Origin of the sequence: Rhodoblastus acidophilus (assembly GCF_009720655.1) — a bacterium.
GTDB classification, from domain to species: Bacteria; Pseudomonadota; Alphaproteobacteria; order Rhizobiales; family Beijerinckiaceae; genus Rhodoblastus; species Rhodoblastus acidophilus_A.
Genome location: NZ_WNKS01000014.1, coordinates 1 through 23,921 on the forward strand (window position 1 = coordinate 1; position 23,921 = coordinate 23,921).

Here is a 23,921-nt window from a genome sequence, read left to right on the forward strand (position 1 = left end):
AAGGAATCGCGCACGGGAGCGACGTCGGTCACGATCCGGGGCGACGCGAGCGCCAACGCCGCCGCCTTCGCCGCGAGCACGAACAATGTCTCGTCGCGGACCAAAACCTCGGCCAGCGTCGGCTGGACCATCGCGCCATGGGGCGCGATCGGCGCGGCGGGCGTCGACCAGCGCACGCCCGACCTGACCGCGATCATACAGCAGATCGTCAGCACGAGCGGATGGGCCGCGCTCAACAGCATGGCCTTTGTCGTCACAGGCTCCGGCACGCGCACGGCCTGGGCCTATGACGGCAACGCCGCCGCCGCCCCGTTGCTGCACATTGAATATACGATGACGCCGCCGGCCGTCGGCGACATCTCGATCAACGACGTCTCGATCACCGAAGGCGATGCGGGAACCAAGACGGCGACTTTTACGGTCAGCCGCACCGGAACGGCGGCTTTCGCGGTCAATTACGCGACGGCGGACGGAACGGCGACCGCCGGCGGCGATTATGTCGCGGCGTTGGGCGCGCTGACTTTCGCGCAAGGCCAGACGTCGCAGACGATTTCGTTCACGATCAACGGCGACACGACGGTCGAACCTGACGAAACCTTCTTCGTCACTCTGACCAACCCCACCAACGGCGGCGTCATCGTCAAACAGCAGGGGCAGGGAACGATCACGAACGACGATGCGGCGCCCGTCGTCGGCAACATCTCGATCAGCGATGTGTCGATTACGGAGGGCAATTCGGGAACGAAGATCGCCACCTTCACGGTGAGCCGCACGGGAACAGCCGCCTTCACCGTCAATTACGCTACGTCCAATGGAACGGCGACGGCCGGCGGCGACTACATCGCGACGTCGGGCGCGCTTACTTTCGCGGAGGGGCAGGCGTCGCAGACGATCTCGGTCACGATCAACGGCGACACGACGGTCGAACCCGACGAGACCTTCTTCGTCACTCTGTCCAACCCCACCAACGGCGGCGCCCTCGCCAAGGCGCAGGGGGTGGGAACGATATCGAACGACGACGCCTCGGCGACTCCGGTCACGTTTGAAAAGCGCGTCGCCGCCTCGATCGACGATGTCGAGCAGTTCGCCTCGGGCTTTGTTTATGCGGGCAGCTCCGATCTCGAACTGACCGATGACGTCGAAACCACGGGAGGAACCGGGCAGACCGTCGGCATCCGCTTCACCGGCGTGAACATTCCCGTAGGCGCCACCATCACCAACGCCTATATCCAGTTTCAGGCTAAGGAATCGCGCACGGGAGCGACGTCGGTCACGATCCGGGGCGACGCGAGCGCCAACGCCGCCGCCTTCGCCGCGAGCACGAACAATGTCTCGTCGCGCACCAAAACCTCGGCCAGCGTCGGCTGGACCATCGCGTCATGGGGCGCGATCGGCGCGGCGGGCGTTGACCAGCGCACGCCCGACCTGACCGCGATCATACAGCAGATCGTCAGCACGAGCGGATGGGCCGCGTTCAACAGCATGGCCTTTGTCGTTACAGGCTCCGGCACGCGCACGGCCTGGGCCTACGACGGCAACGCCGCGGCCGCCCCGCTGCTGCACATTGAATATACGATGGGGCCGCCCGCCGTCGGCGACATCTCGATCAGCAATGTCTCGATCACCGAAGGCGATTCGGGAACCAAGGCGGCGACCTTCACGGTGAGCCGCACGGGAACGGCGGGTTTCGCGGTCAATTACGCGACGGCGGACGGAACGGCGACCGCCGGCGGCGATTACGTCGCGGCTTCGGGCGCGCTGACTTTCGCGCAAGGCCAGATTTCCCAGACGATCACGGTGACGATCAACGGCGACACAACGGTCGAATCTGACGAAACCTTCTTCGTCAATCTTTCCAACGCCAGCAACGGCGGCGTCATCGCCGTTGCGCAGGGCGTGGGGACCATCACGAACGACGACGGCTCAGGCGTCAACCACGCGCCAACCAACATCGCCTTGTCCACGACACAGCCGTTCAAGGAAAACGTCGCTGGCGCGGCAGTCGGAACGCTGTCCACCACGGACGATCCGGGCGACACGCAGAGCTACACGGTCAGCGATTCTCGGTTCGAGGTTGTCGGCAATACGCTCAAACTGAAGGCGGGACAGCGTCTGGATTACGAGCGTACGCCCACCGTCAACCTTTCCGTCACCTCGACGGATCAGGGCGGGTTGAGCGTTTCGAAGCCGTTCACCATCGCTGTCGGCGATGTTGCCGAGGTCAGGTTCGCGGCGTTCGGCGATTACGGCGGCAACGGCTCGGGGGTACAGGCCGTCGCCAACCTCGTTTCGAACATGAATGTCGACTTCGTCGTCACGACAGGAGACAATGTGTACGTCAATGCGCCAATCGACGAGCAGATTGGGCGCTACTACTCGAATTATATCGGGAACTATGTCGGCGCCTATGGCGCAGGAAGCGCAATCAACCGCTTCTTTCCAACCGTCGGCAATCACGAATATGAGGATCCCGCCGGCGGGGTGAACGCGATCAATTACTACAATTACTTCAATTTGCCGGACAATGAGCGCTACTACGACTTCCAGATGGGGTCCATTCATTTCTTCTCGCTGAACAACACGCAATACGAGCCGGATGGGTACACAGCGAATTCGACCCAAGCCGGTTGGTTGCAGTCAGGACTTGCAGCCTCTGATTCGGCTTTCAACCTGGTGCTCGGCCACTACCCGCCCTACTCTTCGGGTGTGGAACATGGATCGCAAACATCCGCGAAGTGGCCTTTCGAGGCCTGGGGCGCCACTGCGGTCCTGAGCGGACATGATCACGATTATGAACGGATCATGCGCGATGACAATTCTGACGGCAGCTCACTGCCGTATTTCGTCACGGGTCTTGGCGGCGCTCAAAGGTACGCTTTTAACACGCCAGTCGCGGGCAGCCAGGTCCGCTATAATGCCAATGACGGCACAATGCTCATTCAGGCCAGCGACGCCACCATCACCTTCGAGTTCTGGTCCGTCGCGAACGGCGGAACGCTGATCGACACTTACACGATCGATCGTCAAGGCGCCGATCCGCTGCTGGCCAGCGACGATGACGTGATGAACGGCAGTTCAGACTCGGACTACATGAACGGGCTTACGGGCAACGATCGCCTCGAGGGCAAAGGCGGCGCGGATATGCTCATTGGCGGAACGGGATCGGACACGTTCGTATTCAATTCGGGTTTCGGAAAGGATGTCATCGCCGACTTCACGGTGTCCGGGGCGGAGCACGACACCATTGAAGTCTCGACGACGGTGTTCGTCGACTGGATCACCCTGATCGGCGGCATCAGCGACAGCGCCCAGGGCGCCGTCATCACGGCTGATCCCAACAATACGATCACGCTGACCGGCGTGACCGCGTCTCAGCTGATCGCCAACCCGGCCGATTTCAAATTCGTGTAATACGGTTTCCGAACGATCAGTTCGGAAACCTATTCCGCTTGCGCGAACGTCAGCGTTCGCGCAGCGCCTCCTGTCCGGCCTTTTCGAGCGGCGAAAGCAGATAGCTGATGATGCGGCGCGAGCCCGTGCGTATCTCGACCGTCACGGCCATACCGGAACGCAGCGGCGTCGCCTTGCCGTCGATCCGCATCTCCGGCCTGTCCAGCGCGATCCGCGCGACATAGTCGAGTGACGGCGCCTGCTTCTCACCGCCCTGCGCTTGCCGCGCCTCACCCGATTTGGCCTGAGGCGCGGCGTCCTGGGAGACGTTCGCCACCACGCCGTGCAGCAGACCGTAGCGTGTGAAGTTGAACGTTTCGACCTTGATCGCCGCGTCCTGCCCCGCATGAACGAAGCCGACGTCGCGGTTGCCGAGCGTGGCCTCGATCTCGACGGCGTCGCCATCGGGCACAATCACCGCGAGCGTCTCCGCCGGCGAGACGACGCCGCCCACCGTGTGGACGGCAAGTTGCTGCACGACGCCGCCAACCGGCGCCAGCAGTTTTTGCAGACCGGCGCGGCGCTCGGCCTTCAACGCGTCCTGTGCGAAACCCGCGGCGCGCTGTTCGGCCTTGGCGAGATCCGCGTAGACGGCGTGGCGATATTCCGCCTCATTGCGGGCGCGGGCCTCGCGCAGGGCGGCGATCGCGGTGTCCGCCTCGCGCAGCCGCCTGCGCTGCACCTCGGCGTCATGCTTCATGCCGACGAGATCCTGATACTCGGTGAGATAGACGAGCTTGCTGCCGAGCGCCTTGTCATAAAGCACCTTGCGCACGTCGACGCGCTCCTGCAGCACCGGAATGGTTGCCTCGATCTTGGCGATCTGGGCGTCGACCGTGGCGCGTTCCGCCGCCTTCTGCGCCTCCTGGCGCATGAGCTCCGCGCGCTTGGCCGCCTGTTCCGAGGTTTCGCTTGTCAGAAACTGGCGCTGCGTCTCGATTTGCTGCGGCGTCGCGCCGGCAGGCGGCGTGAAGAGCTCGGCCGGCGTCCTTTCGGGTTGCTCCAGCCAGGTCAACGCCGCGCGCAAGCGGGCCACATCGAGTTGCGCGGAGACAAGATCGCCGCGCAGGTGTTCGAGTTCCGCGCCGGTCGTGGTCGGGTCGAGCTCGATCAGGATTTCGTTGGCCTTCACCCTCTGTCCGTCGCGGACATGGATGGCGCTGACGACGCCGGCTTCCAAAGGCTGCACCAATTTGGTGCGGCCGCTCGGCACGATCTTGCCGTTGGCGGTCGCGACAATGTCGACCTGGCCGAAGGTCGCCCAGATCAGCGCGAAGCAGAAGATGACGACAATGGTCGCGCCGACGGCGCGTCCGACCGGCGAGGGCGGCGTCTCCGTGATTTCGAGCGCGGCGGGCAGGAAGGCGATGTCCTGCGCCGTCCGCTGCGGGGTTTTGCGCGCCGGAAACGGGACAATCTTCTGGCTAGCCGACGTCATGGAGTCCCGCCTGCATCTGGTGAAGAGACGCGTAGCGGCCGCCGCGTCGCAACAGCTGTTCATGCGAGCCGTCTTCGACGATTCGTCCGTGTTCGAGCGTGATGATGCGGTCGGCGTTTCGGACCGTGGAGAGCCTGTGCGCGATGACGAAAACCGTTCGGCCCGCGGTGATGCGCTTCATGTTTTGCTGAATGACTCGTTCGCTTTCATAGTCGAGGGCGCTTGTCGCCTCATCCAGAATGAGGATGCGCGGATCTGTGACCAGCGCGCGCGCGATGGCGATGCGCTGCCTTTGCCCGCCCGAAAGCGAGCCGCCGCGCTCGCCGACAATCGTGTCGTAGCCGTCGGGCAGTTCGAGGATGAACTCGTGCGCGCCGGCGAAACTGGCCGCCGCGATGACGCGATCCATGGGAATCGCGGGGTCGGCGAGCGCGATATTGTCGCGGATCGACTGGTTGAACAGGGTGGCGTCCTGCATCACCACGCCGATCTGCCGCCGCAGCCAGGCGGCGTCGACCATGGCGAGATCGACGCCGTCGACCAGCACGCGGCCCTTCTCCGGCACGAACAGCCGCTGCGCCAGCTTTGCGAGCGTGCTCTTGCCGGAGCCCGACGAGCCCACGATGCCGATCATCTCGCCGGGACGCACGGTGAAATTGATGTCGTCGAGCGTCGTCACGCCGTCGATGCGGTAGCGGAAGCTCACATGTTCAAAAGTCACCTCGCCGCGGATGGCCGGCAAAGCGATCCGGCCGGGCGCAAAACTCGGCTCCGGCGCGGTGTTGAGGATGTCGCCCATGCGGTCGATGGACAGGCGCGCCTGGTGGAATTCCTGCCACATCTGCGCCAGCCGCAGCACCGGCGCGCAGACGCGGGCGGACAGCATGTTGAAGGCGACGAGTTCGCCGACCGTCAGATCGCCTTCGATTACCAGGCGCGCGCCCACATAGAGCGTCGCCGCGACGACCAGCTTGTTGATGGTCTGCACCGCCTGGCTGGCGTTGTTGTTGAGCGTGAGCACCTTGAAACTCGCCGCCACATACCCTGCGAGCTGCTCCTCGTAGCGGCGCTGCATCTGCGGCTCGACCGCCATGGATTTCAGCGTTTCAACGCCGGTCACGCATTCCACCAGAAAAGAGTGGTTTTCCGACCCGCGCCGGAATTTTTCGTCGAGGCGCTTGCGGAACAGCGGCGCGGCGACCACCGAAATGCCGACGTAAAGCGGGATCGAAGCGAGCACGATTCCCGTCAGCGCCGGCGAATAGTTCAGCATCACCGCGAAAAAGGCGAAGGTGAAGACAAGATCGACCATCAGCGTGAGCGCCGAACTCGTCAGGAACTGGCGGATGTTTTCGAGCTCGCGCACTCGCGCCAGCGAGTCGCCGACGCGGCGCGCCTGGAAATAGGCGATGGGCAAAGCCAGCAGATGGCGAAACAGCCGCGCGCCGAGCTCCACATCGATCCGGTTCGTCGTATGCGTGAAGAGATAGGTGCGCAGGGCGCCGAGAACGCCTTCCGCGAGCGTCACGGCGACGAGGCCGCCGATCAGGACGTCGAGCGTGCTGAGGCTCCTGTGCGCCAGCACCTTGTCGATCACGACCTGGAAGAACAGCGGCGACACCAGGCCGAAGAGTTGGAGAAAGAAGGAGGCGACCAGCACTTCGCCAAACAGGCGGCGATATTTGTGCATGGCGCCGACGAACCAGCTGATGTCGAAACGGCGGGTGACGTCGGCGAGCGCGCTGCGGCGCGCCATCAGCAACAGGCGGCCATCCCAGCACGCCTCCAACTCTTGCCGCGTCATGGTTTCGGGGCCGGGCGCGGTCGGTCGCTGAACGAGCGCCGCGCCGTCTGCGATCTTGCCGACGATCAAAAAACTCCCGTCGCGCAGGGCGGCGACGCCCGGCAGCGGCGCGCGCGCAAGGCGGTCCCAATCCGCCCGGCGCACGCTGGCCTTGAGACCCAGCTCGCGCGCACAACGCAGCATTTCGACCAGGCCGACGCGCGCGACGCCCAGCCTGTGGAGGATTTGCGCGGGCTCCGCGCCGATCCCATGACAGCCGAGCAGCAGCACGAACGCGCCCAGGCCTGTCTGGTCGCCATCGGCGGCGCCGGCCTCGAAGGCGAGGCGCTCGGACCCGGACGCGGGCCAGCGCGCCTTGCACCGGGCCACGAGCGCGCGGCCGAAGAGCAGAAGCGGCTCGACCAATCGCTTGACCCGCGAACGCGAGTCTTGAGAAGGCGCGCCGAAGACAATGCGGCCCGTCCAAACGCGATCAAAGACCTCGCGGGACATCAGCTCGGCCTTTGGGCCGCGCTCCGATCTGCGCACGACAACGACGCCGGCCTCGCCGACGCGGCCGACCACGAGGTAGCCGCCGTCGCGCAATTCCGCCAGCGCCGGCAAGGCCGCCGTCGCCAAGCCGTCCCAATCCGTGGAGCGGACCTGCGCACGGAGTCCCGCCGCCTGCGCTCGGGCCGCCAAGGTTCTCGGACTGCAACGCGCCCGCCCCGCGGAGCGAACGGCCTCCGCCCGCGCGTCGGCGACGCCGCACAGGCGCAAGAAGAGCGCCAGCGCGTCGGAGTCGGAGTCCAGGGCATGCGAATTTTCCTGCCGAGACATAGGCCCGCCATCAACTGAGATGATAAGCGCGCCCGATGGCGCGCACCAGAGCATTTTCACGTTTCATGGAAACATGAAAATGCTCTAGGCTTTTGTTTTTATGCGCTTTATTTACGCTAACCGGTATCCGTTTCGCTCGAAAACGCTGTGGTCCGGTCAGTGATGACGCGGCGAGGACAAGACCCCATGGTCTTGGTCAAGGCCGGTCGCGGCGACGCTCAGAGAGGCTGCGCCTGACGTCGCGCCGAAGTCGCCCGCCATCGCTTGGTTCAGCAAGGCGAGCTGGCTGGTTTGCGCGGCGGTTGAACTGGTGGCGATCGTCATGGACTGGGCGGTCGAGGTGTAGGCGACGCCCGCGACCGTATCGCTGGCGGTGAGCGTCAGCGTGGCGGTGGGGTGCCCGGAGCGGCGATAGTTCGACGTCAAGGTCAGGCCGCTGTTGACCTGGGCCGCGGTCAGCGTGATCGACGAGCCGGAGAAGGTCTTGCCGTCGAGCTTGTCCGTAATGGTCTCATAACGCGGAAGACCGGTGATCGTGACTTTGACATTGGTTGCGCCGGCGGGCGCGGTCTCCTTGATCCCCAGGTCGATGGAGCCGTGGGGCGCCACCGTGAGGGTGGTATCGGCGATGGTGAGCGTCGGCGGTTGCGGGTGGGGCGTGGGATCGGGGACCGGCGTCGGATCGGGGGCCGGCGTCGGATCGACCGGCGGATTGCTTGCGTTGTGCGCGGCAAAGACCGCGAGGAGGCTGGGATCCGTCGCGAGCGCCGTATCGCCGTTTTGCGTGCCCCAGCTGTAGGCAAAGTCGAAGGCGGGATTCGGCGTCACCGACGCCCACGTCGCCAGGATCTGTTGGGCCTGCTCGGGAGTTGGCAGAATGTAGGTGTCATATCCGCCGCCGCCGAACGCCTGATAGACGGGCACGATGCTGGCAAGCGGAATGCCCGCCTTTTGGGCGGCTGCAACCGCCAAGGGAATGATGTTGTAATCGAGGTTGTTCGGAACGTTGGTCTGAACGGGATAGGGATCGAGGCCGTAGAGGTCGATGCCGGTGTTCGCGGGGGTGTAGTAGAAACTCGGATTCGTTTCGCTGCTGAGGTTCTGCTCGGTCATGTAGGTGATGGCGCCAGGAATGTTGGCTTTGATGTAGGCCACTTCCGCTTTCAGGTTTGCGGCGGTCGTTGCGCTCGCGCCCGGCTCATCGACCATATAGAAGCCGTAGAGGTTGGGATTGCCCTTGCAGGCGTCCACAGCCGCCTTGAACGCCGCCGTGACGCCATCCGTCATGCCGAGATAGACGAGACCCTTCACGCCTGATGGCAGCGCGTTCAGTTCGTCGGCAGAGCCGACATCGGCAAGGTTGAAACCAGCCGAGCCCGGCGCATAGTCGCCATTCACGAAATTTCCGTTGGCCGCGTAATGCAGCGAAGTTATCGGACCTGCCAAAGCCATGATCGCCCCTGTTGTTTCGAGATTTCATTATGTTGTTGGTGATTGCAGGCGGGAAAATCACGATGGTTTCAGTCGAAAATGTGGCGCAAGCTAAACAATGTACAACTTATTGTGATTCATTGACTTAAGCTAAGCGATCGAAGATTGATCTTTATGCGTTTTATTATTTGCAATACCCCTTATGGAGAAAAAGGCGTACCTCTTTCGGACAAAACCGGACTCTCGAAAGACCGCTCCAGCGGCCAATTCCCGAATCAGTTTCCGATTGAGTCTCCAAAGGCGCGGCGCCCCGCCCCCCGCACTCAAGGTCAGGCGAGGCCGGGGGCGCGGAGGCGATCCTGCCTTGGCGCGGAAGTGAGCCGCGCCGTCGAGTTCAGACCGGCCGCAGGGCCACCAACCGCTCGGGCGGCCGTCCGAACGTCTCGGCGACCGGAGCGTCCGGGGCGAGGTCGAGCGGCAGGGCGGTCGTGGACTTGATTTGTTGCAATTCGAATCGCGACGTCACGCTGCGCAGCGGCATGATCGCGGTGAGGCGCTTGTAGAAGGCGTCGTAAGCGGAAATGTCGGTCGTGACCACTTTCAGCGCGTAATCGACCTCGCCGGCGAGTCGGCTGAACTCCAGAACCTCGGGCATGGCGGAGACGGCGCGGACGAAGGCCTCAAGCTTCTCGGTCGAATGCTCGCCCGCCTGGATGGAAATGTGGACGGTCAGGCCGAGGCCGACCTTCGCCGCGCAGAGCAGGGCGACTCGCTTCCTGAGAATTCCGAGCGTCTCCAGCTTTTGAATCCGCTTCCAGCAGGGGGTCGCCGACAGCGCCACGCGCGAGGAGATGTCGGCGACCGTGACGGTGGCGTCCTCCTGGAGAATTTTCAGGATATGAAGGTCGATGCGGTCCATGAAAGCGGCTCCGGAGCAAGGCAGTTAATTTAGTCTATAAAATTAGTATAATATGTCAAATCGAAACAGCATGGGCGGTCCCATCAGGCGACGTCCCCTCGTCGCGAAACAGGGCCGCGCCGTCGCGCGAAGTCGAAGACGCGGATTTGCCTCTCGGCTGATCCGTGCCAAAGTTGGCCATGACTTTTTCAGCATCTCCCGGCGAACGTTTGTTCGAGCGGCCGAGGCCCCCGGGGCCGGCCGCCAGGGGACGATTCGCCTTCATCCTCGTGATCTGCTTCCTGCTTCACGCCACCCCGATCTGGGTTTTCATCAATTTCGACCGGTCGCAGGAATTGGCGCCGGGAGAGCAGGAAATCCCTGTCGAGGTCGTCGTCGAGCCGCCGCCCAAGGAGCCGGAGCCTGAGCCGCCTCCGCCCCAGAAGGAAAAACCCCTCGACGAGACAATCGCCACCGACGCGCCGCGCCCGGCCAATGAAGAGAAGGTCGAGAGGAGGGACGCGCAGGACGACGCCTCGCATTCGCCGAAGACGAACAGCGTCGAGCCGGCCGCGCGCCCGCCCGCGGACGCCGCCGCCTCGAAGCCGGAGGCGTCGCCGGCCGCTGAGCCCATGGATCAGGACCCGAACGGGGAGCCGATCGTAGCCAAACCATCTCCGGCGCCGCAGGAGCAACAGAAGGCGCCTCAGCCCACGCCCAAGCCGGACACACAAAAGAAGCCGGCGCAAGACCCCATGTCGGCTTTCGCCGCCTTGCCTGACTACAGTTTCGCGCCCGTTTCCAAAAAAACGCCCATCGCCACGGGCAAGGCGGCTTCGACCTATCTTTCCATCATCTACGGCATGGTGATGTCGCGCATTCGTTACCCTGAGGGCGCGGCCGGTCACGGGCAGAATATCGGAGAGATCGTCTTCGGGGTCGATGGCGTCGGCCATCTTGTCGGGCAGCGGGTCATCAAGTCGAGCGGCTCGCCCGAACTGGACCTGGCCGCGCTGGCCGCCATCCGCGCCGCCGCGCCCTATCCGCCCCCGCCCACGGGACGCGGGATCACCCTGAATCTTCATTACCGACGGTAAGGCGCGGTCAGGTCGGGCGTCCGCGAAACCAGATCGTGTGCAGCGCGGACAGCGCCGCGACGAGGCTGACGACCAGGATGATGAGCGTTCCCAAGGCGTTGATCTCGGGATTGAGGCCCAGCCGCACTTTCGAGAACACCACCATGGGGAGGGTGGTCGAACCGGGGCCGGAGACGAAGGAGGTGATGACGAGATCGTCGAGGCTCAGCGAAAACGCCAGCAGCCAGCCGGAGAGCAGGGCGGGCGCGATCAGCGGCAGGGTGACGAGGAAAAAGACGCGCAACGGCCGCGCGCCCAGGTCGGCCGCCGCCTCCTCAAGGGACACATCGAGTTCGCTCACGCGGGTTTGGACGACCACGGCGACGAAGGCGGTCGAGAAGGTGATGTGCGCCATGACGATGGTCTGGACGTCGCGATGCGGCCAGCCCGTCGCCGATTCCAGCGCCACGAACAGCAGCAGCATGGAAATGGCCATGATGATTTCCGGGATCGCCAGGATCGCGATCACCATCCCGGAAAACAGGGTGCGGCCCGGGAAACGGCCGAACCGCGCCAGCGCATATCCGACCATCGTTCCCAGCACGGTCGCGCCCGTGGCGCTCAGAACCGCGACTTCAATCGAAATGCGGGCGGCGCGGAGGATCTGGTCGTCCTGGAGCAGGGCGGCGTACCATTTGGTCGAAAAACGCGACCAGACCGTGACGAGTTGGGATTCGTTGAAGGAATAGACGACGATCCAGAGGATCGGGGCGTAGAGGAAGACCAGCGCCAGCGCTGACATCCCCTTGACGATCCTTCCCGCGCTCATGGCCTGGCGCCCTTGGTGCGGTGGTGTTGCAACGCCAGCAGTGGTCCGACCAGCAGGGCGACCAGCGCCACCGCCACAGTCGAGGCCACCGGCCAGTCGCGATTGCTAAAAAACTCGTTCCAGAGCGTCGCGCCGATGGTGAGGGTGTCGGGGCCGCCGAGCAGGGCGGGGACGATATATTCGCCGACCGCCGGGATGAACACCAGCAGGCTGCCCGCGACGATTCCCGGCGCGGCGAGCGGCAGCGTCACCTTGCGGAACACACGAAACGGCTTCGCGCCGAGATCGCTGGCCGCTTCGAGCAGCGACCAGTCCATTTTTTCCAGATGCGCGTAGAGCGGCAGCACCATAAAGGGCAGATAGCCGTAGACCATGCCGACGATGACGGCGAAATTGTTGTTGAGAATGACGAGGGGTTTTTCGATGACGCCAAGCCAGAGCAGGGCGCCGTTGATCACGCCATTGGGTTTTAGAATGCCGATCCAGGCGTAGACGCGGATCAGGAACGAGGTCCAGAACGGCAGCATCACCAGCAGCAGCAGCGGCGCCCGCCATTTTTGGTCGCGCGTCGCGATGAAATAGGCGAGGGGAAAGCCGAGCAACAAGGTGAAGATGACGGTCACCGCCGCATTGCGCAGCGACGAGGCGTAGGCGATGAGATAGATGGGGTCGCTGAAGATGAGCTTGTAATTGCCGACATGCAGGGTGAGCACAAGCGCGCCGTCGTCAGCCCAGGAGATCAGCGGTTCGTAAGGGGGGATGGCCACCGCCGCGCTGGACAAACTGATCTTGGCGACGATCAGGAACGGCGCGAGGAACAGGGCTCCAAGCCACAGAAACGGAATGGCGATGACCAGGAAGCGCCCGAGCGCGCGCTTTCGCTCTTCCGAAAGCCCTCTCATTTGTCGAGCGCCACGCCGGCGTCGGCGCCAAAGCCGATGCGCACGGGCTGTCCGGACGAAAACCGGGCGCCGAGGTTGGGCGCGGCGACCCTGACCAAAAAACCGCTCGGCAGAGCCACGCGGTAGAGCATGGATTCGCCGAGATAGGCGACCTCCCTGACCACGCCCTCACACACATTGTCGGCGGCGAAATTTTCGTCCAGCGGCGCGATGCGGATTTTTTCGGGCCGCACGCCCAGCGCGACCTGGTGGTGGTCGAGCGCGGCCAAATCCTGCGCGGTGCGCAAGGGCCAGTGCGCGCAGTCCACGCGCCAACCGTCCGGGCCGTGCGCCGCCATGCCCTCGAACAGGTTTATCGAGCCGATGAACGTGGCGACGAAGCGGGAGTGCGGATATTCGTAGATTTCGTGGGGCGCGCCGACTTGCACGACGCGCCCCTTGTCCATCACGGCGATGCGGGTGGACATGGCCATGGCCTCTTCCTGGTCATGGGTGACCATGATGAAGGTGACGCCGACCTGCTTTTGAATGTTGATCAACTCGAACTGGGTGGCCTCGCGCAATTTCTTGTCGAGCGCCGACAGCGGCTCGTCGAGAAGCAGAATTTTGGGGCGTTTGACCAAGGCGCGGGCCAGCGCCACCCGCTGTTTCTGTCCGCCGGAGAGTTGATTGGGTTTGCGATGGGCGAATTCCGACAATTGCACCAGTTTCAGCGCGTTGACGACGCGCTCTTCCAGGTGGTCCCGCGAAAGCCCTTCGCTGCGCAGCCCGAAGCCAATGTTTTGCGCCACGCTCATGTGCGGAAACAGCGCGTAGCTCTGGAACATCATGTTCACCGGGCGCTCGTAGGGCTGCAATTTCAGCAGGTCGAGCCCGTCGAGTTCAACCGCGCCCCGGTCCGGGAATTCAAAGCCGGCGAGCATGCGCAAAAGCGTGGTCTTGCCGCAGCCCGAGGCGCCGAGCAGCGAGAAGAATTCGCCACGATAAATGTCCAGGCTGACGTCGTCCACGGCGGCGAACCCTTCGAACGTCTTGACGACGTTGCGGATTCGCAGTTGCGGAGTCGCGGCGGCGTCGGCCCACGGGCTGTCTTGAGGCGCCGGGATCATCAATGCCCGGTCTTGATTTCGGTCCACAGCCGCGTGCGCAGCCGGTCGGCGGCCGGATCGGCGCCGGTGATCGTGTAAAGGGTCTTTTCCACTTCGGGCGACGGAAAGATGACGGGGTCGGCTGCGGCTTCCGGCGACACGAACGGCTTGGCGTCGGCATTTCCGCTCATGGCGTAGACTTTTGAGGACGTCTTCGCCACTTCCTCCGGCTGCATGACGAAATTGATGAATTTGAGGGCGGCTTCGGGATGCGGCGCGTCCTTGGGGACGGCCAGCACGTCGATATAGCGCTCGGCGCCCTCCTTGGGGATGACGACGGAGATATTGACCCCCTTGCCCGCTTCCATGGCGCGATGTTTCGCCACCTCGAGGTCGGAGGAATAGCCCCAGGCGAGGCAAATATCCCCGGCGGCCAGCGCGTTGATATATTCGGAGCTGTCGAACCGGCGCACCGACGAGCGGATTTCCTTCAACAGATCGGCGGCTTTTTTCAAGTCCTCGGGCTTCTTGGAATCCGGATTGAGCCCGAGCCACAGCAGCGCGGGCGGAAACACCTCGGTTGGCGAATCCATGATGGAGACGCCGCATTCCTTGAATTTCGCAACCACTTTCGGGTCGAACACCATGCGCAGGCTGTCGAGCGGCGCGTCGGGCATGATCTGCTTGATCTTGTCGACATTGTAGCCCATCACCACGATGGCGGAGAGCCACGGCACGAGATGGTCGTTGCCTGGGTCCTGCGCCTCCATGCGCGCCAACAAACCCTTGTCGAGATGGCCGTAGTTCGAAAGTTTCGACTTGTCGAGCGGCTGGTAGAACCCGGCCTTGATCTGGCGCGCGGCGAAGGGCACGAGGGTCGGGACGACGATGTCATAGCCCGAATTGCCGGCGGACAGCTTGCCTTCCAGCGTCTCGTTGGCGTCGTAGAGGTCGTAGCTGACCTTGATGCCCGTGGCTTTTTCGAAGGCGGGGACCGTGTCGGGCGCGATATAATCATTCCAGTTATAGATGTTCAGGACGGCGTCGGCGGCGGGGGCGGGCGCCGCGCTGATCATCACGGCGACGGCGCCGGCGAGAAGGGTCCTGCTTTTTTTCATGTCCGACCTCGTTACGTCTCAGGCGCGCGCCGCGCGCAACTTGACAATATGAGGGTATCGCCGATTCCGTCGAGCCCGATTTTCAGTGTTTCCCGCATTGAACGGGGTGCGCGAATCTGTCCAATCGAATTTTAACGAGTGATTCGCTAAAGGGGCCGCGATCCCTGGACAAAATAGAATTTGAGGAAACCGACTTGCTGAATTCCGACATCCGCGACCGTCTGGCCGCCGCGCAGGCTTTCCGCTGGGAGGTCGCGCAGACCTTGTCCGACATGGCCGAACGCCTGCGCAAATCCGACGGGCGGGAACAGGAGTGCGACGAGGGCCGCACGCTCCTGGCCGAATGGCTGCGGCGCGGGGCGGAGGGCGGACGCGACCTCGAGTGATCAGAGGGAACCGCGTCGCGTCACGTTCGTTTTAAGAGTGAACGCGCGACGCACTTTTGCTCAAAAGGTCGAAATCGGAACCATTTTGCTGGCATGGGGCGTGAAGCGAGCCGGAGACGACCGCTTGACAGTTTGCACAGCAATGGAAGCCACATTGAAAGCGCGGTCTCCCTCAGCGAGCCGCACATTCGGGAACTTGGCGCCGTGACGGATCGGCGCCCCCTGACCCACCATGAGATCCTGCGGCTGATCGAACCGTTCACCCGGCGCAACCACCACGTCGATCTCGCCGCGAGCGACCGCGCCGAGCGGCGTCTGTTGTTCAAGCCGATCGTGCATGGCGCCGACGCCGACGTTTTTGAAGGCGCCAGCGAAGGTCTCACGCTTGAAGACCTGCGGCCCAACGTCTGGCGGTTGATCCGCACGGTGACCCTGGCGACCGGCGAGACGGCGAAGCTGGCCACCGAAGGCTCCGACCTGGGAGACCTGCTGGACCGAATCGAAGCCGTTTCTCTCGGGACCCATTTCATCGAGGTCGGCGGCGTCGTCCTCGCCCGGAGCTATCGGCTGGAGCCCACCGCCCGCACCCTGGGCGCGCCGGTTGTGATGGCGCTCACGGCGGCCGAAGCCAGGCTGGACGGCCTGACCCTGAAGATGAAGCTGAGCACAGCGCAAGGCTATCCGGCGGAAATCGAACTGTTGCCGCAGGCGGATCAGCCGCATGACCTGCCCGACGACATACTCGCGGCGCTGGGCTGGGACTGGAGGGTGCTGCGCCGGCGCGGAACCGGCTGGATCGGGACCCTGCGCGCGCCGGGCCGCGAACCCGAACGCAGCAAGCGCATCGAGACGGCCCTGGAGGTGGGCGTCGCGCATCTGACGCGGACGCTGGCGGAGCCGCCGCGCCGTTTTCACGAACGGTTCGTTCGGGCGCGCTGGCTGGTGTTGATCAGGCGGATGACGCCCGCGCTGGGGCTTGCGGCCCTGCTGGCGGGCAGCGTCGCGCTGGCCTTCGCGGATATTCCTTCCGACACGCCGCTGGCGCGGTTCCTGTTGGCCCTGCCGGGGTTCATGTTCTACGGGATATTCGGATTGCGCGAATTGCCGCGGCTGGAAGTTCCGGCGCCGCCGCGTCCGTCCAGCGCGCCCTCATGGTTTCCCCTGCGGGCGAGCCGTGAGGCCCAGCACGTCGTGAGTGTTCAAAACGCCTGAGCCAGCGAGGTTCGATGCGCGGAAATCCGATGTACATCGACCGTCTGGCCGTCGCGGAGGGAGACCCCGTCCGACCGTCTGCGCAATTCCGAGGGCCGTTCTCTATGGCTGCGGCGCGGGGCGGAGGGCGGACGCGACCTCGAGTGATTCGAGGGAACCGCGTCGCGTCGCGTTCGTTCTAAAAGGGCACGCGCGACGTACTCTTGCTCAAAAGGCCGAAATCGGACACATTTTGCTGGCATGGGTGTGAAGCGAGCCGGAGACGACCGCTTGACAGTTTGCACAGCAACGGAAGCCACAGCGAAATCGCGGATTCCCTCAGGTAACCGCAGATACACGGAGCAGGCGGCGTGACGGAGCGGCGCCCCCTGACCCACCACGAGATCCTGCGGCTGATCGAGCCCTTCGCCGGGCGAGGCCGCCACGTCGATCTCGCCGCAAGCGACCGCATCGAGCGGCGCCTGCTTTTCAAACCGATCGTGCATGGCGATGACGCCGAAGTTTTCGAGGGCGCCATCGAAGTTCTCCAACTCGAAGACCTGCGCCCCAGTGTCTGGCGGCTGATCCGCACGACGAAATTGCCGACAGGCGAGACGGCGCAGCTGGTCACGGAGGGTTCCGATCTCGGCGAATTGCTGGACCGCATCGAAAGCGTTTCCTTGCGGACACATTTCGTCGGGGTCGGCGATGTCGTTCTCGCCCGAAGCTATCGGCTGGACCCCACCGCCCGCGTTCCCGGCGATCCGTTTCTGATGGCGCTCACCACCGCCGAAGCGCGGTTGAACGGCCTCACCCTGTCCGTCAAGACCAGCACCGCAAGAGGCTATCCGGCCGAAATCGAGCTGTCGCCGCAGGAGGAACAACCGCACGAACTGCCGGACGACCTTCTCGCCGCTCTCGGCTGGAACTGGGGGCTGTTGCGCCGGCGCGGGACCGGCTGGATCGGAACCCTGCGCGCGCCGGGCCGCGAACCCGACCGCAGCCGTCGCGTCGAAACCGCGCTGGAGAGGGGCGTGGCGCATCTGGCCCAAACGCTGGCGGAGCCGCCGCGCCAGTTTCATCAAAAGTTTGCGCGCGCGCGCTGGGGTGTGGCGTTCCGCCGCACGATTCCGCTGCTGGGGGCCGTGGCGCTGTTCGCCGGCGCTCTGGCGATGGTCTTCATCGATGTTCCTCAGGACTCGCCCTTGGCGTTGATGATGTTCAACGCTCCGCCGATCCTGCTGGCCACGCTCTTCACCCTGCAGGAAATGCCGCGGCTGGAAATCCCTTCGGCGCCGCGTCCTTCCCGCGCGCCGTCGTGGTTTCCCGGACGGGCTCAAAACGTTCGTCCAAGTCCCGAAGGAGGGGAAAGTCCCGAAGGAGGGGCAAGTCCCGAGAAAGGGACTGGTCCTGAAAACGTCAGGAGTTCTCAGAACGTCGCAGGTCCTCAAACTATCTTGCCAAGCGAGGTTTGATGCGCGGAAATCCGATGAACATTCCCCCGGTCTCGATCGCCACGGCCAAGGCCGCGCTGATCGAGCAATATGCCGACCCGGTGCTCCGGCGCCGCGCCACCATGCTGTGGGGCACGCGCGGCGTCGGCAAATCCTCGATCGTCCGACAGGTCGCCGACCATTTCAAAATTCCGCTGATCGACCTGCGCCTGACCACGATCGAGCCGGTGGACATTCGCGGCGCCATTTATGCCGATGACGCGCTGGCGAAAACCGTGTGGTTCCCGCCGGAATTCCTGCCCAACGCCGAGACGCCGGAAGGAATCCTGTTTCTCGACGAACTTACCGCCGCCGACCAACGGCTGCAAATTTCCGCCTATTCGCTGATCCTCGACCGCCGCGTCGGCAATTACGTCCTGCCGGATCGCTGGCAGGTGGTGGCCGCGGGCAACGCCAGTTTTCACGGCGCGGTCAGCCACGACATGGGCACGGCGCTGGCCGACCGCATGTTCCATTTCAATGTACAGACCGTGATCGACGCCTTTCTCGACCATGCCGGCGCGGGCAATTTCGCGCCGGAGGTCATGGCCTATTTGAAAGTGCGGCCGGACAAGCTCGACGACACCCAGGCGCAACTTGCGGGCGACCATCTGATCGGCGCGAGCCCGCGCGGCTGGGAGGATATTTCGAATGTGCTGAAGTCCGGCCTGTCCAACGCGGCGAAACGCGTGTTCGTGCAGGGCCGCATCGGCGCCGCCAACGCTGCCGAGTTCTTCGGCGTGCTCAAGGAAATTCAGGCCGGCGCCGATGTGGTGCGCCTGCTGGCGGCGCGGCCCGGCGCGGAAACCGTCGCCCTGCTGCCCAAAACCCTCGACGCCCTCTATGGCATGATCTACGGCCTGCTGGCGGCCAGCACCGATGAAAACACGCTTTCGCGCGCCGTGGAGATCATCGGGCAATTGCCGGAAGCTCGGGGGAGCGGGCTTCCGCTGCGCGAGGCGCAGACACTGGCGATGGAGCTGCTGATGCAGCGCGCGCTCGCTTCCGGCCTGGAGGCGGCGGTCCTCGACAGCCCCACCTACCATCGTTACGCCGATGCGCGCCGCCGCGATGGCGTCGATGCGTGACGACCACAGGGGCGTTCGCGCGATCCAGCGCATGGTGGAATTCGCGCCCTCCACCGGCGGTCTCGCCCTGTGGGTCCGCCACCGGAACAGCGACGATCCCGCCGCGCCCATGGTGATGACCGACGGCGAGACCCTTGTGTACGGCCCCCGCTTCGACAGGCTCGCTTTGCCCGAGCAGACCGGATGGGTCGCCCACGAGGTTTTGCACGTTGCGCTGCGCCATCCGCAGCGGGCGCTCGAATTGCAGCGGCTGCTCGGCGACATCGACATGCGGCTGTTCAACATCTGCGCCGACGCCATCGTCAACAGCGCGCTGTCGCATCTGAATTGGCTCAAACTGCCGCCGACATCGGTTTTCCTCGACCAGCTTCTGGCGCAGGCGCTGGAGCGGAAACAGGATGTCGAAACCGCGCTGCTCGAATGGGACGTCGAGCGGCTCTATCGCTCCATCGACGATCGCCGCGAGACCAGCGGTCAGCAGCGGGCCGACAGCGGCTCGACGAGCAGTCAGGACTCCCAGTCGCCGGATGGCGGTTCGCCGAAGCAGGGAGGCAGCCCGTCGCGGCCGAGCCCCCGCCAGGACGGGCCGCGCGCGGCGCAGGTGCGGGCGATGGGCGCGCAAACCGAGTCCGATCTCGCGCCGGGCCCGGAAGACACGGCGCCGGAGCTGGAGGCCGAACAGTCCCGCGAATGGAGCGAGCGCCTGCTGCGCGGCCATGCCGGCGATGGCGATTTTTCCATGCTGCGCGCCCTGATCGCCGATCTGCCGCGCACCCGCACCCCCTGGCGCCAGCTGTTGCGCACACGTCTCGCCAAGGGGCTCTCACGAAAACAATCCTTGTCGTGGTCGCGGCCGACGCGCTCCTACATCGCCAACCAGGGCCGCGCCGGCGACAAGCGCATGCCCTTCGAGCCCGGCCATTGCGCCAACAAGATGGAGCCGCGCCTCGCCGTCATCGTCGATGTCTCCGGCTCGATCGACGACGATCTGCTTGAATGTTTCGCCGACGAGATTTGCGCGATCAGCCGCCGTCAGGAGGCGGGCCTCATTCTGGTGATCGGCGATGACCAGGTCCGCCGCGTCGAGGTTTTCCAGCCGGGGCGTCTGGACCTCGGGCGCGTCGATTTTTCCGGCGGCGGCGGCACCGATTTTACGCCGTTGCTGGAGTGCGCCAACCAATATCGCCCTGATATCGGTGTGGTGCTCACCGATCTCGATGGACCCGCGCGCTTCCAGCCGGTCTGGCCGGTGATCTGGGCGGTTCCCGAAGCGAACGCTTTGGCGCAGCCGCCCTTCGGCCAGAAATTGACGCTGGAGCACGGATGATCGTCGCCGATGGGTGTCGAACTTGGGCCTGACTTTTTGGGTAAGCGAGCGTAGGCTGACTTAGCATTAGCGCGACGTCGAGCCGGGATTGCTCTCATGCAGGACAACAAGCGCTCGTCCTTGTCTCGCAATGTGATTATGGCCACCAGCGCGGTCATTGTCGCATTGGCCGTTCTGTGGAATTTGGACATATGGCCTGTCCTGAGCGTTTACGTGGCTAGCATGGCCCTCGCGCTCGGCGGCACATCCTCGTCGCCTTCCTCGGATGGCGGGTTCCCTACTGGCTCGGCGCCGATCTGGCGCTCCCGACAGGCGTGTCCATTTCCGTGCTCGCGGGCGTCGGTCTTTGCGCGGCCCTGGGCTTCGGAGTTTTCTTCCTGGCGACGGCGTTGATCGGTCTGGCCATTCCGGCGTGGACAATCCTGCCGCTCGGCGCCGTGCTGGTTCTGGTGGTCGCGGCTTTTGATTTTTTCGATTGGTGGTGAGCCGCGCCTGCAACTTCCGGTCGTCGTTGTTGACTTGCAACAATGCGGATTCTCGCCTGCTTGCTAATGTTAACATCAAGGTTGCGGGCGTCGGCAATCAGATCGCGATCATCCCGCTGCCGAGTTTCGCGCCGGGAGCGCCCGGCGCACCCGAGTGAGGAGCGCGTCATGTTTTCCGCCTCGAAACTCATCTTGACAGGTCTGGTCCTCGCATTCGCCGTCACCATTGCGCCGGGCGCGCTGCAACCCGTTCGAGCCCAGGCGGGCATGAGCTGCGGCGAACTTTGGTACGCGCGCAACAAGATCTATGCGCGTAACGGTTATTGTTTCAAGACGCCGCGCGCCATTTCCGTGTTTGGCGAGGGTTGCTTCCCACCCTTCGGCCGCTTGAGCGGCTGGGAGAAAGACCGCGTCGACGAAATCCAAATGTGGGAAGCCCGCAAGGGCTGCTGAACCGTTCGGTGAACTCCCGATCGCCGAACGGGCTTTCGTCTTTTGTTTCTGCGCGTCTTCGTTGATGCGGCCCTTCGGGTCTTCATGCGAACCAGCATTCGCTTCGCTCGAAGACGCTGTAAAAACCGGCGCCAAGCTGGGAGGCAATCATGCTCGTCTGTCCCACACGGTCGGCGGTCGCCATGCTTTTCGCCGCATTGCTGTTGGCGCACGGCGCTTCGGCGGAGGGCGCGCTGGACAAGCTGGTCGCCGCCTATCCTGCCTTTCTCGTCGGCCATGACAGTCAGACGCTGCAATGGAAGGATGGAACGCGAATGCCGGTCTCCGACGGCAAGGCGGACAAGGCGTTTGACCAGAAACTGCGCCATCCCAGCCTCCTCGACCAGATGGAATTGCCCTATCCCAGGGGGCCGCTCGCTGCGCCGCCCGGACCTCAGGACGATCCCGGCCGATTCCGTAACGTCGCCTTCTTCGACAAGATCTATGGCGACTGCTCGAAGGGGCAGGTTGAGAAGAAATTGGTCACAGTACCCTGGTTGCCGAAATCTGGTGGCGGTGTCGTAAAAATCACCTCGGTCAATGGCGTGGCGGAAAAATTGCGCGCTGTGTCGGAGGAACTCGACGCTCTTCCGTCCGCGTTGAAAACTTATGCATTTCCGAGCGCTGGGACCTACAATTGCCGCGTGGTGAAGGACACCGGCAACCGCAGCATGCACGCTTGGGGGGCCGCCATCGACCTGAACACCAAGCACGCGGACTATTGGATGTGGAGCAAGGGCGGATACCGCAACCGCATGCCCGCCGAGATCGTCGCCATTTTCGAGAAGCACGGTTTCATCTGGGGCGGCAAATGGGGTCATTACGACACCATGCATTTCGAATACCGGCCCGAGCTGTTCTGAAACGCCTTAGGTGAACTTCCACTGCGCTTGCGCAAGCTTTCGTCAAGCTCCGGCTTGCATTCCATGTCGCCGCGTTATAAGACCAAATCCATGGAATTTCGTTGGTCCGTTAGGACGGCGAACCGGTCGATGCGGAAGCGCACCCGCCTTGCTTTACTCTTTCGCGACTGATCCTATCTAAGCTCCGAACCAATGCGCGGGCGCTGCGGAGTTATACGATTTCCGAAGGATCAGTTCGGAAATCGTATTCCGCTCGCGCGGAAATCCGCCCTTCGCCTGAAGGATTTCCGCGCGATTTCGTTTTCGCGGATCGCGAAGCGATCTTGCGGAAACCGTATTACAGGAGACGCATGACGATGACCAATGCCGAAGCGACCGTCACCGCCCCAAAGAAAAAGGCCGGCGGCGCCTTCAACCGGGAGACCGTGCTGGAGGTCCAGCACTACACCGACCGTCTCTTCCGCTTCCGCACCACGCGCGATTCCGCCTTCCGCTTTATCAATGGCCAGTTCGCCATGATGGGCCTCGAAGTCGACGGCAAGCCGCTGCTGCGCGCCTATTCCATGGCCAGCGCCAATTACGAGGAAGACCTCGAATTCTTCTCGATCAAGGTTCCTGAGGGTCCGCTGACCTCGCATCTCGCCCATCTGAAGCCCGGCGACGAGGTTTTGGTGGGCCGCAAGCCCACGGGCACGCTGGTGCAGTCGAACCTGCTGCCGGGCAAGCGCCTCTACATGTTTTCGACGGGAACCGGCATCGCGCCCTTCTCCAGCATCATCAAGGACCCCGAGGTTTACGACCTCTACGATCATCTGATCTTGATCCATGGCTGCCGCGAGGTCGCCGAGCTGAAATATGGCCTCGACATCGTCGAAGCCGCCCGCAACAACGAGTTTTTTGGCGAAATCGTGCAAGAGAAACTCCTGCACTATCCTACGGTCACCCGCGAGCCCTACAAATATCAGGGCCGCTGCACCGATCTGATGGAATCTGGCAAACTCTTCGCCGATCTCGGCCAGCCCATGATCAATCCCGAGGAGGACCGCGTGATGATCTGCGGCAATCCCGGCCTGCTGCGCGATCTCGTCAAGATGCTCGAAGCGCGCGGTTTCAGGGAGGGCTCGGGCGGCGAGCCCGCCTCCTATGTGATCGAAAAGGCTTTTGCGGAAACCTGAATTCAGCGAGCCTGAAAAAAAGCCCCCCGCAACATTGGCGGGGGGCTTTTTTTATTCGTCGTGCATCCAGAATTCGGAGATGACGTCCGGCTCATGCAGGGGGATGGATTTTCGCGCGAGGAATCTCGGCCATTCCTCGTCGCTGAGATCGGCGGCGCAGCGGCCCGCGCAATTCACCAGCGGCGTGCGGATCAGCGCGAAGTCCGCGCTCATCGCGACGAGCGCCCCCTGGGCGTTCATTTTGCGCGGATCGATGTCACCCGATAGGATTTTTGGCGCCTTGGGGTCGAACCATTCCGCCACCGGTCTGGTGTCGAAATACGGCCGCAGCAGCGCTGATGTCCAAATCTCCTCGTCGATGTCGCGGATTTCGATTTCATAGCCCTTGTCGGCAAGCGTCTTATTGTAAGAGAACGCGCTTGTTTCGCCTGGCTTCACATAGAACGTGATTTTCGGCATGGGAAAGTCTCCCTGACATTGCGCGATGAACCATGCAAAATTGGCGCCGCGCGAAGGCGAACAATACTTGCGCTGGACGACGGTAATGTGAATCGGCAGCGCGCGCCGA

Annotated in this window: 20 protein-coding genes; 11 read left to right on the forward strand and 9 right to left on the reverse strand. The window is 63.7% G+C overall.

Going from position 1 to position 23,921, the window contains the following annotated elements:
- The coding region (locus GJ654_RS14235) for a Calx-beta domain-containing protein (RefSeq protein ID WP_155446841.1) at positions 1-3,411 on the forward strand (3,411 nt) is incomplete at its 5' end.
- A 49-nt stretch (positions 3,412-3,460) separates the two neighbouring features.
- Here GJ654_RS14235 and GJ654_RS14240 read toward each other — a convergent pair.
- From GJ654_RS14240 to GJ654_RS14255, 4 genes are all read right to left on the reverse strand, one after another.
- Entirely contained in the window at positions 3,461-4,888 is a 1,428-nt protein-coding gene (locus GJ654_RS14240; protein ID WP_155446842.1) for an HlyD family type I secretion periplasmic adaptor subunit, read from the reverse strand.
- Positions 4,875-7,511, reverse strand: coding sequence for a type I secretion system permease/ATPase (locus GJ654_RS14245; RefSeq protein ID WP_155446843.1), 2,637 nt, complete (start codon positions 7,509-7,511; stop codon positions 4,875-4,877). Before GJ654_RS14245 ends, GJ654_RS14240 begins: the two co-directional genes overlap by 14 nt.
- A 156-nt stretch (positions 7,512-7,667) precedes the next feature.
- Positions 7,668-8,909 (reverse strand): hypothetical protein, encoded by a 1,242-nt coding sequence (locus GJ654_RS14250; protein WP_155446844.1) that lies wholly within the window; start codon positions 8,907-8,909, stop codon positions 7,668-7,670.
- A 427-nt stretch (positions 8,910-9,336) separates the two neighbouring features.
- A complete protein-coding gene (locus tag GJ654_RS14255) occupies positions 9,337-9,861 on the reverse strand; it encodes an Lrp/AsnC family transcriptional regulator (protein WP_155446845.1) in 525 nt (174 codons plus the stop codon).
- 179 nt (positions 9,862-10,040) lie between these two features.
- Here GJ654_RS14255 and GJ654_RS14260 point away from each other — a divergent pair, with 179 nt between their 5' ends.
- Entirely contained in the window at positions 10,041-10,937 is an 897-nt protein-coding gene (locus tag GJ654_RS14260) for a TonB family protein (protein WP_155446846.1), read from the forward strand.
- 7 nt (positions 10,938-10,944) lie between these two features.
- On the opposite strand, the gene GJ654_RS14265 is transcribed toward GJ654_RS14260, so the two are convergent.
- Genes GJ654_RS14265 through GJ654_RS14280 form a run of 4 tightly spaced genes read right to left on the reverse strand, consistent with a single transcriptional unit; the run spans position 10,945 to position 14,853 of the window.
- A complete protein-coding gene (locus tag GJ654_RS14265; protein ID WP_155446847.1) occupies positions 10,945-11,745 on the reverse strand; it encodes an ABC transporter permease subunit in 801 nt (266 codons plus the stop codon).
- Entirely contained in the window at positions 11,742-12,647 is a 906-nt protein-coding gene (locus GJ654_RS14270) for an ABC transporter permease subunit (protein ID WP_155446848.1), read from the reverse strand. The genes GJ654_RS14265 and GJ654_RS14270 overlap by 4 nt, the downstream gene beginning before the upstream one ends.
- The gene (locus GJ654_RS14275; RefSeq protein WP_155446849.1) at positions 12,644-13,756 is read right to left on the reverse strand and encodes an ABC transporter ATP-binding protein; all 1,113 of its coding nucleotides are present in this window, start codon (positions 13,754-13,756) and stop codon (positions 12,644-12,646) included. The genes GJ654_RS14270 and GJ654_RS14275 overlap by 4 nt, the downstream gene beginning before the upstream one ends.
- The gene (locus GJ654_RS14280; RefSeq protein ID WP_155446850.1) at positions 13,756-14,853 is read right to left on the reverse strand and encodes a polyamine ABC transporter substrate-binding protein; all 1,098 of its coding nucleotides are present in this window, start codon (positions 14,851-14,853) and stop codon (positions 13,756-13,758) included. Before GJ654_RS14280 ends, GJ654_RS14275 begins: the two co-directional genes overlap by 1 nt.
- A 194-nt stretch (positions 14,854-15,047) precedes the next feature.
- Here GJ654_RS14280 and GJ654_RS14285 point away from each other — a divergent pair, with 194 nt between their 5' ends.
- The 9 genes from GJ654_RS14285 to GJ654_RS14325 all read left to right on the forward strand — a co-directional run bounded on the left by GJ654_RS14285 (position 15,048) and on the right by GJ654_RS14325 (position 23,353).
- Positions 15,048-15,239 (forward strand): hypothetical protein, encoded by a 192-nt coding sequence (locus GJ654_RS14285; protein ID WP_155446851.1) that lies wholly within the window; start codon positions 15,048-15,050, stop codon positions 15,237-15,239.
- A 204-nt stretch (positions 15,240-15,443) separates the two neighbouring features.
- On the forward strand, positions 15,444-16,451 hold the full coding sequence (locus GJ654_RS14290) for a hypothetical protein (protein ID WP_155446852.1): 1,008 nt from the start codon (positions 15,444-15,446) through the stop codon (positions 16,449-16,451).
- A 350-nt stretch (positions 16,452-16,801) separates the two neighbouring features.
- Positions 16,802-17,905 (forward strand): hypothetical protein, encoded by a 1,104-nt coding sequence (locus GJ654_RS14295; RefSeq protein WP_155446853.1) that lies wholly within the window; start codon positions 16,802-16,804, stop codon positions 17,903-17,905.
- Positions 17,905-19,011, forward strand: a complete 1,107-nt coding sequence (locus GJ654_RS14300) for an AAA family ATPase (protein WP_155446854.1) — start codon at positions 17,905-17,907, stop codon at positions 19,009-19,011. The genes GJ654_RS14295 and GJ654_RS14300 overlap by 1 nt, the downstream gene beginning before the upstream one ends.
- Positions 19,004-20,338, forward strand: coding sequence for a vWA domain-containing protein (locus tag GJ654_RS14305; RefSeq protein ID WP_155446855.1), 1,335 nt, complete (start codon positions 19,004-19,006; stop codon positions 20,336-20,338). Before GJ654_RS14300 ends, GJ654_RS14305 begins: the two co-directional genes overlap by 8 nt.
- A 314-nt stretch (positions 20,339-20,652) precedes the next feature.
- A complete protein-coding gene (locus GJ654_RS14310) occupies positions 20,653-20,823 on the forward strand; it encodes a hypothetical protein (RefSeq protein ID WP_155446856.1) in 171 nt (56 codons plus the stop codon).
- 168 nt (positions 20,824-20,991) lie between these two features.
- On the forward strand, positions 20,992-21,276 hold the full coding sequence (locus GJ654_RS14315) for a YARHG domain-containing protein (RefSeq protein WP_155446857.1): 285 nt from the start codon (positions 20,992-20,994) through the stop codon (positions 21,274-21,276).
- Positions 21,277-21,425: 149 nt separating this feature from the next.
- A complete protein-coding gene (locus GJ654_RS14320) occupies positions 21,426-22,178 on the forward strand; it encodes a M15 family metallopeptidase (protein WP_246664758.1) in 753 nt (250 codons plus the stop codon).
- Positions 22,179-22,534: 356 nt separating this feature from the next.
- Positions 22,535-23,353, forward strand: a complete 819-nt coding sequence (locus GJ654_RS14325) for a ferredoxin--NADP reductase (protein ID WP_155446942.1) — start codon at positions 22,535-22,537, stop codon at positions 23,351-23,353.
- 51 nt (positions 23,354-23,404) lie between these two features.
- Here GJ654_RS14325 and GJ654_RS14330 read toward each other — a convergent pair whose 3' ends face one another.
- On the reverse strand, positions 23,405-23,812 hold the full coding sequence (locus tag GJ654_RS14330; protein ID WP_155446858.1) for a hypothetical protein: 408 nt from the start codon (positions 23,810-23,812) through the stop codon (positions 23,405-23,407).
- Positions 23,813-23,921 lie beyond the last annotated feature (109 nt).